Source organism: Anabaenopsis sp. NIES-4685 (assembly GCF_059725405.1).
Map to the genome: position 1 here is coordinate 2,851,061 of NZ_AP043602.1, position 12,125 is coordinate 2,863,185.

At 41.6% G+C, this 12,125-nt stretch carries 10 protein-coding genes and 3 pseudogenes; 5 read left to right on the forward strand and 8 right to left on the reverse strand.

Annotated features, from left to right (window positions below):
- Positions 1–4 precede the first annotated feature (4 nt).
- Positions 5–1,173 (forward strand): annotated as a pseudogene (locus tag AC6IZ0_RS12250) (homocysteine biosynthesis protein).
- 133 nt (positions 1,174–1,306) lie between these two features.
- Here AC6IZ0_RS12250 and patR read toward each other — a convergent pair.
- Positions 1,307–2,297 (reverse strand): annotated as a pseudogene (gene patR, locus AC6IZ0_RS12255) (heterocyst master regulator PatR).
- A gap of 375 nt (positions 2,298–2,672) precedes the next feature.
- On the opposite strand from patR, the gene AC6IZ0_RS12260 reads away from it, so the two are divergent.
- Positions 2,673–3,512, forward strand: a complete 840-nt coding sequence (locus AC6IZ0_RS12260; protein ID WP_497723140.1) for a tetratricopeptide repeat protein — start codon at positions 2,673–2,675, stop codon at positions 3,510–3,512.
- Positions 3,513–3,531: 19 nt separating this feature from the next.
- Here the strand turns inward: AC6IZ0_RS12260 and AC6IZ0_RS12265 are convergent, their stop codons facing one another.
- From AC6IZ0_RS12265 to AC6IZ0_RS12275, 3 genes and pseudogenes are all read right to left on the reverse strand, one after another.
- Positions 3,532–4,146 (reverse strand): TMEM165/GDT1 family protein, encoded by a 615-nt coding sequence (locus tag AC6IZ0_RS12265; protein ID WP_497723141.1) that lies wholly within the window; start codon positions 4,144–4,146, stop codon positions 3,532–3,534.
- A 317-nt stretch (positions 4,147–4,463) separates the two neighbouring features.
- The gene (locus AC6IZ0_RS12270) at positions 4,464–4,967 is read right to left on the reverse strand and encodes an SgcJ/EcaC family oxidoreductase (RefSeq protein WP_497723143.1); all 504 of its coding nucleotides are present in this window, start codon (positions 4,965–4,967) and stop codon (positions 4,464–4,466) included.
- A gap of 308 nt (positions 4,968–5,275) precedes the next feature.
- Positions 5,276–7,002 (reverse strand): annotated as a pseudogene (locus AC6IZ0_RS12275) (succinate dehydrogenase/fumarate reductase flavoprotein subunit).
- A gap of 339 nt (positions 7,003–7,341) precedes the next feature.
- Here AC6IZ0_RS12275 and AC6IZ0_RS12280 point away from each other — a divergent pair.
- Entirely contained in the window at positions 7,342–7,653 is a 312-nt protein-coding gene (locus tag AC6IZ0_RS12280; RefSeq protein ID WP_497723144.1) for a hypothetical protein, read from the forward strand.
- A 6-nt stretch (positions 7,654–7,659) separates the two neighbouring features.
- On the opposite strand, the gene AC6IZ0_RS12285 is transcribed toward AC6IZ0_RS12280, so the two are convergent.
- Both AC6IZ0_RS12285 and AC6IZ0_RS12290 read right to left on the reverse strand, forming a co-directional pair.
- A complete protein-coding gene (locus tag AC6IZ0_RS12285) occupies positions 7,660–8,895 on the reverse strand; it encodes an RNA-guided endonuclease InsQ/TnpB family protein (protein WP_497723146.1) in 1,236 nt (411 codons plus the stop codon).
- A 226-nt stretch (positions 8,896–9,121) separates the two neighbouring features.
- Complete coding sequence (locus tag AC6IZ0_RS12290) at positions 9,122–9,682, reverse strand: IS607 family transposase (protein ID WP_497723148.1); 561 nt, start codon at positions 9,680–9,682, stop codon at positions 9,122–9,124.
- A gap of 175 nt (positions 9,683–9,857) precedes the next feature.
- Between AC6IZ0_RS12290 and AC6IZ0_RS12295 the strand changes: the two genes are divergently transcribed.
- Both AC6IZ0_RS12295 and AC6IZ0_RS12300 read left to right on the forward strand, forming a co-directional pair.
- Complete coding sequence (locus tag AC6IZ0_RS12295; protein WP_497723149.1) at positions 9,858–10,037, forward strand: hypothetical protein; 180 nt, start codon at positions 9,858–9,860, stop codon at positions 10,035–10,037.
- A gap of 5 nt (positions 10,038–10,042) precedes the next feature.
- The gene (locus AC6IZ0_RS12300) at positions 10,043–10,327 is read left to right on the forward strand and encodes a hypothetical protein (protein WP_497723151.1); all 285 of its coding nucleotides are present in this window, start codon (positions 10,043–10,045) and stop codon (positions 10,325–10,327) included.
- 122 nt (positions 10,328–10,449) lie between these two features.
- Here AC6IZ0_RS12300 and AC6IZ0_RS12305 read toward each other — a convergent pair whose 3' ends face one another.
- Together AC6IZ0_RS12305 and AC6IZ0_RS12310 are read right to left on the reverse strand one after the other, a co-directional pair.
- Positions 10,450–10,989, reverse strand: coding sequence for a DOMON-like domain-containing protein (locus AC6IZ0_RS12305; RefSeq protein WP_497723152.1), 540 nt, complete (start codon positions 10,987–10,989; stop codon positions 10,450–10,452).
- Complete coding sequence (locus AC6IZ0_RS12310) at positions 10,986–12,086, reverse strand: phosphotransferase enzyme family protein (RefSeq protein WP_497723154.1); 1,101 nt, start codon at positions 12,084–12,086, stop codon at positions 10,986–10,988. Before AC6IZ0_RS12310 ends, AC6IZ0_RS12305 begins: the two co-directional genes overlap by 4 nt.
- Positions 12,087–12,125: the final 39 nt, after the last annotated feature.

Sequence of the window (12,125 nt, forward strand, 5' to 3'; positions counted from 1 at the left end):
AAAAATGCGAACAATAGCCGAAATTAACGACAAAATCAGCCACCAAAGTGCAGTAGTATTGACTGTAGAAGAACTAAAAGCACGAGTTGCTGAAGTTGGTATTACTCAAGTAGCCAAAGAAGTTGATGTCATTACCACGGGTACATTTGAGCCGATGGAGTCCAGTGGTGCGATTATTAACCTGGGACAAACTGACCCCCCGATTAAAATTCGCCGCTGTTGGATAGATGGCGTACCAGCCTACGCAGGGTTTGGGGCAGTAGATTTATACTTGGGTGCAAGTTGTCCCGTAGATACCATGGATGGGGAAGAAGTCCGAGAGCATGGCGGTGGCCATGTGATGGAAAATTTGATCGCAGGGAAACCTGTACAGATCAGAGCTTTGGGACAAGTAACAGATTGTTACCCAGGGACAGCTTTGAAACTACCATTACCCGTGACACCATCAATCAGTTCTATTTATTCAATCCGCGCAATCTCTACCAAAATTTTATTGTCGGCGTTAATGGGGGCGATCGCCCACTATTTACTTATCTAGGTCCTTTACAACCGAGTTTAGGAAATGCGGTTTACTCTAACCCCGGTGCAATTTCCCCCTTACTCAACGACCCTGATTTACAACTAGTTGGCATTGGTACCAGGATATTCTTAGGTGGTGGTATTGGCTATGTTGCATGGGAAGGAACTCAACACTTCCCCTTACAAAAACGCCTACCCAATCATACACCCATTGGACCGGCTGCCACTGTAGCCTTGATCGGCGATGCTAAACAAATGAATCCCCATTGGGTGCGGGGTTGTTACTTTAAAAGCTATGGTCCTTCATTAATGTTGGGTGTAGGTGTTCCCCTCCCGGTATTAAATGAAGAAGTAGTTAAATATTGTGCCGTCCAGGATAAAGACTTAGTAGCGCCCATCGTGGATTTTTCCATTCCTCGGCGAGTTCGTCCTACCTTTGGACTGGTGAGTTACGCCCAACTCAAGTCAGGGCGGATCACCATTGACGGTAAAAATGTCAGGGTTGCTCCCCTAGCTAGTATATTATTTTCTAGGGCGATCGCCACGGAATTAAAAGCATGGATTGGTGCAGGTACTTTTACCCTCACAGAACCAGTGGCTCAAATTCCCATGGACAGATCATTTTTACCCCAAGATCGCTGGACAGATTTTTAGCATGGGGAATGGGGAAGTGTTCATCTTCCCCCCTTTCCCCGTCTTTACGACTCGTGATACTTATGAGCAAGAGTTTTTAACCAGGAGATATCAGCAAATTGCCAAATTTACTTGACATGAAAATCCTAGAATATCACTCCTGAACTGGTTTCGCCCGTTTAATGGGCTTAGGAGCAGGCGCTTTCGGTATCGGTTTAGATACCGCCAATGGTTCGCCGGCTGTTTTCTTGATTGGTTTTGGGGTTTCCCCATTACGTCTGCGGGGAAATGGCTTTCTCGCACCACCACCAGCACGGGGACTACCTTTAAAGGGCGGTTTGCGTTTTTTGGGTAGATCCGCGATCGCCTTAGCTTTTTCTACTACCAATACGTCACCTTCCCGCTTGGCTTGAAAGTCCCAGAACTTGCTCACGGCTTTGGTGGTCAACACACCCCGCAGTTTCAACTTAAAATATTTGGGTTTATCACCAGTTTTCCGGGGAGCTTGCTTAATTTTGACCACTAAACTTTTAGCGTCAAAAGACTGGTAAACTACCTCACCACGCACGGAAAAAGTACCATCAGCCATTTCGGAGGAAGATAGCACTTCACTTGTAGATTCTTCTTGGTTTTTGGGTAGCTCATCATCGGTTTTGTGTAAATCTTGGATGACGGAATCTTGCTTGTCCTGTTCTGTGGGCTGTTTAGCCAAATTTTCTGGATCCCAAACCCCCACAATTTGCAGGTGTAAGGTGTCGTTTTCTTGGCGGGTGCGTGGGTAAACTACCCACAAATGATCTTTCTCTAAATCTAGGTGATTTTTGACTAAGCTCATAATCCGTCCCAGGAGAACAGCGTTGAGTTGCACGCCATCTGTGGTTATCAGGGTACCTTGAGTAAATTGTTCGCTGCTAGCAAGGTAACGACCCCGGACTAACCCGATGGCTCGGTATTGCATTGTTTCACTGGGTGGTGGGATTGGTTGCACCCGATGAAGCTCAGTTTCATTTGAGCTGGTGTCACTAGGTTGAAAATGGGAATTTTCCAGGTCAGAGGCCTGGACTGCTACTGTATGACCATTAGCAGCTTGATGGTTGGTAGAAAAGTTAGAAGATTCAGGTGAGGGACATCAGGTGGGAATTCATAAAAACTCCTTGCGGCGGAGACACATCCCAATTATGGGATTTAACGAAGGCAACTAAAAACAGGGTTTGTGCGGTTAATGAAAATATATTAGCTGTTCACAAACCTACACCAGGGCGAGCCATACAATGGGAAGGAAGCTACATTAATGTATTAACACAAATATAACTGGGAGCCTTTACACTGGTTTGGGAAGCATATCATAAGTAAATTTCTGACGGATCCTCCTAAAGTCATCACTTTTTTTAGCAATGTGAATAGTTAATTGTTATAAAATTCACAGGCCATTGGCGGTATTCCGCAAGCTTTTGGAAATTTTTCGCCTTGTGATTTATGTAAATGATCATGTCGTTTGAATCTTGGAGTAAAACTAAACTGTGTCTCAACCGCGCAATACTTGGAAAATTAAGATTGTTTTAGCCTTGGGAACTATTTCCTTTCTAGGTGCTTCCCTAATTCCGATTATTGGATCCTTGAAAAATCCCCCGCCCTCAACTGAAAATACCCCTGTCAGCACAGCCTCATCTGAGCAATTATCACAGTTGCAAGACCAAGCAAAAAGTTATGAGTTGGTTTTACAACGGGAGCCAGAAAATCAAACTGCGCTCAATGGTTTATTGCAGGTGAGGCTACAACTTCTGGCTTTAAATCAAGGTGATATTAAAGCAGTCATTGAACCTCTAGAAAAACTCACTCAACTTAATCCAGAACGGTCTCAATATGGGGTGCTATTAGCCGAAGCCAAGCAGCAAATAGGCGACCAGGAAGGATCAGCCCAAGCTTACCGCTCAGTTTTAACCACTAACCCCGGTGAGTTGAACGCTTTACGGGGTTTGGTGGCTCTGTTGCTCAAACAGCAACGTCCTGATGAGGCTGTGAGTTTGCTCGAAGACACTCTTTCTGGAAAGACAACCCAAACGGGAAGTTTGGATAGGGGAGCTGTACAGGTTCTATTAGGTACTGTTCACGTTTCCCAGAAACGCTATGGGGAAGCTACCTCTATCTATGAGCAAGCAATTAAGAATGATCCTCAAGATTTTCGTCCCGTTTTAGCAAAAGCATTGCTCCTCAGAGAACAGGGTAAACCAGATGAAGCTCAACCTTTATTTGATAACGCCCTGGCTTTAGCACCTGCTCAGTACAAAGATCAAGTTAATAGGGCTATGGCTCCCCCCACTTCTGCGCCTACTCCATCGCCCACAAAACCAGGAGAGTAACTAGATTTACAGTGATAAATTACACTCTGATAGCAGCCAGGATGCCAAAAATCAGAAATAGACATCCGCCAGTAAAAGTGAGTTGACGTTCCGAAATACGTCCGGCAATCAGTTTACCTCCAATCACGGCGATCGCAGTGCAAATTATATGCCCTAACACTGCACCCGCAGCTACTCCCACAGGGTTATATCTGGCTGCTAGGGCAATTGTGGCTATTTGGGTGCGATCGCCCCATTCTGCTATAAATGTCAGGGTGAAGGCTTCTATGAAAATTGCTAAGGGGCTTTTTGACTTTCTTTGTAAATCTGCCTTATATACTGCCTCTTTGGCCTCATTGATTACTTCTATCTCGGAGCCTGACTCAGGCATTTTACTAGCTTCATAGAGCAGTTTGATCCCGAATCCTAGAAATAATGCTATTTCCGCATACTTGAGGTAAATTTCTGGTAAGAAAGATACAAACCTCCCGAATATGACAGACAAAATTGTCATGGCGGCTAGTGCGCCGGCTACACCGATTAATACCAGCTTACGCGAGTATTTCATCGCTAAAATTACGCCTATAAAAAATGTTTTATCCCCTAACTCGGAAACTGTAATTAGTAACAAACCTGCTGTAAATGCTGTTAACACTCTCTTTAACTCCTGAAGGATTTTTTACCTGTGTGGAGCTTCAATGAGAGTGGCAAAACTTCACTGAGAGCTACACACAATTTTTTGTGTAAACTCAGTGAAGGTCTCGCTGCCAAATCAAATATTTATCATATTATCATTTGTCATCTGAACCAGGTTCATCACCAGTGTGTTGACTCAGATGTTTAAAATAAAGTGACTTTATTTTAAAGCTACTCCCCTTCTCTATAGACTTAATTATACACCTATTCATGGTAGGAGTCAAGCAATATTTATTCTTGCTTAACTCCACTGGATGTTTTTAGAAGCTGTGCCTACTATTGAGCACTGCTAACTGTTTCTGGCATAGCTGAAGAGTGATGTTCTGCTATGAGCCATTGATCGCCAACTTTATTATAAACAAAGGTGTATCTGGCTGGAACTTCCTGAGTCTGACCATTACTGGTAAGTTTAAATGTATATGTTCCTGAATCAATAGCTACACCACAATACAGGCGAATACTGCTGTAATTAATACGCCCTACGGGCTGCTTTTGTAAGAAAGTTACAAAATAGTCCTGAATTTCTTCATGATTTCGTCGCACTTTGTTAGAAACTGTAGGCAACAAAATAGCATTTCTCGCATAGTTGAGAGTGACTTTATTTGGGTCACCTGTCTGTAAAGACCCGTTCCATCGGTCAAACAGTTCGGCAATTTCTGGTCTAGTTACCTCGGGACATTGAGTTTGGGCTTGGAGAGGAGTGATTTGTAAAACCGTTATACTAGCAAGTGCAGCACCAACAATTGATGCTAGTGCATAGGGAAGAAATTTTGTTGCCATAAATAAATTTTGTTTGGATCTTGACGGGACTGTAAACTGTGAATACTCCCTCTTGTGAGCGGTTTAAGAGTGAATATGATAGCGGTGTATGCTTCCCATTAGTTTGAGGTTATCAGGGTGAATATTCCCATATCAACGGGAATTATAGAAGAATAAACTATTAATATTAAAATAAATATTGATTTCTTAATATTACTACAATTTAGTATTCACACTCCCCGGTTTTCTGAACCGGGGAAGCTTAACCTCAAAAGGTCTTTTACCAGGTGTTGTCAAATTAGTAATGAGGTTTCGAGTGCGAAAACTTCCTAATATTTGCGCTCCTTTGGTTCAAACATATTAATCACCACTGGGCGATATTGAATATCAATACCCGATGGAGAATAATAAGCCATGGTGTGTTGCAGAAAGTTGACATCATCCCGCTGGGGATAGTCTTCGCGGAAATGTGCACCGCGACTTTCTTGGCGATTTATAGCTGAGGCTAAAATTGTTTTTCCTACTACTATTAAACTTTTTAGTTCTAAGGCTTCTACTAGTTCTGTATTCCAGCAAGTACCCTGATCATCTAAATAAATCTCAGAATATTGCTGTTGCAATTGTGTTATTTTATCCCAACCTGCGCCCATTAATTCGGCGGTGCGAAACACACCACAATGCTCAGTCATGCAATCCTGGAAAGCCTGACGCACTTGGTTAATTCGATATTTTCCTGGTTGTTCTATTAAGGTTTGTATTTCTGCGTGAGCTTGTTGAATGTAACTTTGCTCATCTACATTGGGTAACCGCCGTTTCTGGACATATTCAGCGATCGCGCCCCGGTACGCTTACCATAAACTACACATTCTAGCAGCGAGTTACTACCCAGACGGTTAGCACCATGGACAGATACACAAGCGGTTTCACCAGCAGCAAAAAATCCTTCTACTAAATGATCACCACTGCTGCGGACTTGACCATCTGTATTCACAGGGATACCACCCATACAATAGTGATTAGTGGGACGAATGGGTATAGGTTGAGTTACAGCATCCACACCTACTAAACGGTGTGCTTCTTCCCAACAGAAGGGGACACGACTCATAATTTTTTCTTTACCCATGTGTCGCAGGTCAAGATAAACAAACGGACCACCAGCACTACCATCAGGATGAATACCACGACCAGCGCGAATTTCATAGGCGATCGCCCGTGAGGTAATATCACGGGGGGCGAGTTCCATGCGGCTAGGTGCGTAATTTTTCATAAAGCGATCGCCATCACTATTAATCAAATAAGCCCCTTCTCCCCGCACAGCTTCAGAAATCAGTACCCCGACCGGATACAAACCAGTGGGATGAAATTGCACAAATTCCATATCTTCCAAAGGTAACCCAGCCAAAGCAGTCATAGCCAAACCGTCACCCGTAGAAGCATAATCATTAGAAGTGGTATTATAAACGCGACCATAACCACCAGTCGCAAACATTACCGCCTTAGCTCGTAATACTTCTATATGTCCATCTAGCAAGTGAAACATCACCACACCCTTCACCTCACCTGATTCTAAAATCAGGCGCATCACATACCACTCTTGATAAACTTGCACACCATAACGCCGCAAATTGTTCACCAACTCATGGAGAATCGCGTGACCAGTTTTATCCGCAGCGTAACAAGTGCGATTATGGGAATGTCCGCCAAAAGCCCGTTGAGCAATCCGACCATCAGGTAACCGCGAGAATAAAACACCCATGTGTTCCAAGTCAATCACCACATCTGGCGCTTCTTGGGCGAGAATTGCTACCGCGTCCTGGTCTGCTAAATAGTCAGACCCCTTGACAGTATCAAAAGCGTGTGCTTCCCAACTATCTCCTGAATCAACATTTTTGAGTGAGGCCGCCATTCCCCCTTGAGCTGCTACCGAGTGGGAACGTATCGGGTGAGTTTTAGCCACCAGAGCCACATTTAAACTAGGGTCAGTACGGGCAATTTCCACCGCAGCACGACATCCGGCTAATCCACCACCGACTATAATCACATCATGTTCGAGCATAATTAACCCTTTGTGCAATCACTTGTTGTTCTATGTTAGTAGAGCAATTCATTTCCCTATTTCACTGAGCAACAGCGGGGTGAGCATTCCATCCATCGCTAAAGGCAAAAAATAATAATACTGATATGTGATCTATGTCATCTATCTTCAGATAGATATTAGGGTAAGCATTGATAAATCAAAACATTGGGGTTCAGAATACAGTCATATTGTGATATATAATTTAACAGTTATATTGATATACTTATGTAAATTTACTTTCAACGAATCAAGTGGAAGTTCCCATATCTGCTCATGCTTTTAACCCCAAGTAGGTAAAAGCAAACATTAAATAATCCTATGCAGCAAAAAAAGAATCAATCATCTGCACGGTTTCGTTCCGCCACAGAGTTTCCCAAAACCATTGAGGGACTTAACAACAATGAAGTTGATATCTTGTATCAAGAAATGCGAGCTTGTCTAGTTTTCACAAATCGTAGTCGTTCCCAGTTGCTCCGCAGAAATAAAGAACATAAACAACGGATGCAAGTTCTAATTAACCAACTGAAACAGGAAAAAACAGAAGTTGCCGAAGTTTACCGCCAGACTGTGGTAGAAATGGAAAATGAAATTGGCTCCATGAGCCGATATTTAGAGTTTGTGAAATTATAGACAAATCTACAAAGTCACTTTACCAGGGGTAAACCTGATTGGAGTTACTCCTAACCCCTCTATCCCGTCTGCAAAAGCGTTCAGGACTGCTTTTCTTAATATGTTGTACGCCCCATTTAAATCAGCGTTTATTAACCTTCCATTAGAAGCTTTATACAACCCACGAGCTACTCTTCTACCACTAAATACACGTTCTGCCCCTTTTTGGTATTCGGGGATATTATCAAGGTCAAGAAAACTAGCCTTAGAGGTATAACTTTCTTCGTTGATAATAACTTTAACGCCAGCTAAGTTAGCTTTATAAACCAACTGCTGGATAAATTTATAGTGCGGTATCTGAACAAAATTTTGATTGTTACGCTTACCAATATTAATATCTTGCTTCCACTGTTTGTTGTTACCAATCACCAAAGTATCAATCTGATTTTGTCGAAGGTAATTAATAATGGTTCTACTAGCTTGGTGTAGATAGGTATCAACTTTACTATCTCTTTTGGTGAGAAGATTGGATATTTTGTTGGAGGTGTATCTATTGGGGTCTTGAGTTTGAAGCTTCGATTGGAGTTGGGCTTTTTGTTTATTAAAGAATTGATTGGTTGACTTTAATGGGCGACCATTAATAATCAACGGCTGAAAGCCTTTTTTGTTTGCAGCTATGGTGGCCAGGTTATTAAGCCCCAAATCGATAGCTGCAATATATTGATTCCTAACTGTGACTACTTCATTCTTTTCATAAACAGCCTCTACTACATAGAATCCACTTCTAGGTACTAATCTAAGTTCTTTAACTTTACTTTGAATAGCAGTTGAAATAGATATATTTGTACCTGAAGGTTGTAATAACCCTTTTTTTAACCCTTTTTTGCTAATACCCTGTGCCGGGTAAATGACCACACAACGACCTTTTGTTTTATGTTTATATCCAGGTAGTCTAGGCCGACCTTTGAACTTATCAGGGTTGGTCGTAAAAGAACTAATAGCTGCAAAATATGAAAGCCAGCATCTATCAACTAATTTAATGATTTGACAACTTACCTTTGCTGGCAAAGCTTTATAATCAACAGATTCTTTGATTAGGTGATAGGCTCCCGCATAATTAATATGCTTGTTGTTATGAATGTATTCCTGTCTAACTATGAAGTTAACAGCATTGTATAGGTTCTTCGATTTAAAGCAAAGTTCATCTATTTCTTTGTATGCTGGGTGACTTGGTTTAATAACATGACGCTCAATCAGATTCATTTTGTAACTCCTGAGTGATACGTTCTGTCTTTCTCTTTGCTCTTCTTAACCCATACATCCTTGCACTAAACGAGTATATTATCGATACTATATCTTGCATTAGTTCATCTCTACCTTCAGTAGCTTGATTAACAATTTCCAAGTCTTTACCTAGTTTATTAAGAAGAATCTTTAGAGGATGTTTTAAAAGGTATGATTAGTGTATCAACTATTGTTTGACCCCACCCTAACCCTCCCCTTGTAAGGGGAGGGGATTGGATTTGATTGTTTCGGTTCCCCATTCCCCATTCCTCATTCCCCATTCCCCATTCCCCATTCCCCATTCCCCATTCCCTGTTCCCTGTTCCCTGTTCCCTAAGATAAAAATTACCTGTTTAATACTTTCCAAACATCCTCTTAAATAGTTCAAACCAAACCTTGCTACTCTATCAGGGTGTTCGGCCAGAAGAATATTATACTTATCGTCTTTTAGAAGCTTTGACAACTGTTTGCGGTTGTCATTTAACCCACTGCCGATTTCTTTAACAACTTTATATATTGTGTACCCCCTAGCTGTAGCATATTGGGTTAACCTTTCAGCTTGTCTTTCTAAGTTGTCTTTTGAACCATTATCAGAAACACGGCAGTAGATAGCTACAACTTTGTTAGGGTTTTGGTTAGTTTCAGGTAGATTAATAATTATGGTTCCTGTAGGTTGTTGATAACCTGTGATTACGCCGGATTTGTACCAACGCCACGCAGTTCTATAACTTATCCCTACCTTTTTTGCATAATCAGATAGTTTCATTCATTTAATGATCGTACATTCATAATAATATTATACTACAAATGTACATAAATGACTATAAATTCATTAAATTATTGTAGACCAACTTTCTACAGCCTTTGATTCTGTCTCAGATATTGAGAATCCAGAACAAGCACACTGGAGTTATTTATCTTTTCCCAGCAGGTTCTTCAAATTGGTGCAAGCAATTAAATCAATTGTACTATGGTGGCGGGAAGAAAAGACCCAGGAAACAGTAAAATTACCATCTGCTGTATCCTTCTCTCCTTTTATCACTGAGGAACCGGACGACAAACCACAAATGTCTCAAGACCCCCGTTCAATCGGAAAATCTCTTTTAGATAATGAGTCATAAAAATCATGGGTAAAAAACGCCTCAATCAACTGTTAGAGGTTCTCAAGGACAATTACCAACGAGACTTGCACAATTCCGCCGCCATTTACACAGTTGCGCAAGTGGCCATAAATGAACTAGACCAGGAAGTTTACCAGAGCAATGAACCCCCCATAGCTGCTTTACCTTTTGCACCCAATTTACTAGATAAAGATCAACTTCTACAACAGTATGGCTCCTATAATGGGTGTGCCAAGCAGCTAAAGAACGGGGAATTAAATTTTCTCGAACTCCTAGCTGGGAACAGCTAGCAGCAGCTTTAAGTTATGCAGAAATTTTACAAAAAATCATCACAAATTATGTGACTACATACCCTTACCCACAGCTACAAGGAACTAAGTTTGAGTTAGTTTTCCCCGTTGGTGATGAATAGTTACAAATCAATCATAAAGCTATCTCGCCGATGAAAGTCAGGCTCTACCCCACTATGAGTTAATCCCCAGTAAGTAATATTACTATTTTTATCTTCTATCACAGTAGTAATTGCTGCTTCTATTTCCTGTTCTATGACGATGATTTGACCCAAATCAAGATCCACAACCAGGGTTAAACTATCTCCTTGGTACTGGGTAGTAAAGGGAAGAAGATCAAAAGCTGTTTCCTCTCTCATCCCTTGACGGTATCCATCAAAGTGATAAATGTTCCAATGTCCAGTAGGGGAAAGGTTGAACTCCCAATACTGTGGATTACCTTTAATACCCAAGAAAAACTCAAAACAAGTATTTTTCCATAGTTCATGGTGACGGGTTGGTGTATCTGATAACGGAGGAATCACAAGCTGTTGTAAGTCACCGATAACTTGGTAATTCAGGGTAAGTTGATTTGCATATCGGTGGATATTACCTATAATCTGTATATTGGGTAAGAATTGCTGTGAGGGAAAGGGTAGTAAGGAAAATGTCTGATTTCTCATCTCAAATCTCGGATAATTTGGCTAATTGTGGTTTGTTGAGATTCGATGCTTTCAGTCAGCTTAAATTGAACTAAAGCCCTAGCCAAATTGTGTTCTGGATATTTGACTTTAAAATAAATATTCCCAGCTAAATAGTCAGTAAAAAACCTCAATCCCAACTCAAAGGTAATCAACCTAATGGCATCATAAATGTAGGTGTAGTCATTCTCTGTGAGAAAATCTTGAGCCACGGCCAGATAACCCTGTAGAATTAACTGACATAGTTCTGTATTAAAATAAACTTGTTCCCAATACTGGGTTTCTTCTCCCAGGGGATTGCAACCCGATCGCACGCAGTCACCAATATCATAATGTATTAATCCCGGTTTGACGGTATCCAGGTCTATCAGGCTGACTGCTTTGTGAGTCGCTCGATCAAACAACACATTATTGATTTTAGGGTCGCCGTGGATCAGGCGTAATGGTAGTTTACCCTTGCTGATGGCAGTTTCTAAAATATCTGTAAAACTGGTGCGATCGCTAACGAATTGTAAACAATAATTGACTTCTGGTGATAGGTGTGGGTGAGTTTTTGCCAGGATCTCCTCATACTGTTGTAGATAAAGTGGTGTAATATGAAACCCTGGTAAAGTATCCGCTAGTGTTGTTGGCGGTAGGTCACTGATGAGATGATGGAACATCCCCAAAGCATAGCCGACTTCTGAGGCGCGGTAACTATCTTCCAGGGTGTCGAAGCATTGGGCATTTTCCACAAAGCTAATAGCTCGCCAACAGCGGCCATTCTCATCTAACCACAGGTCTTGACTATCTTCAGTTGATAAAACCCGGGGAAACTTCCAGGGGCGATTAACTGGGCTATCTTTAAGGCGATCGCCAACATGATCTGTGACAATACGCATATTCTGCATTACCAATTCCGGCTGCCGAAACACCTGGGTATTAATGCGTTGCAACACAAAATGCTGTAGCTTGGCACAATTGAGAGTTACCAGAAAAGTTTCATTAATATTACCATTCCCCAAAGACTGAATGGCTACAACCTGACCTTGATGTGTGAATTTATCCGCAACAGCAATTAAATTAATCTCTTTTGTCATCTTCTTTTACCTGTACCACTCCCCACAGACCTTGCACAG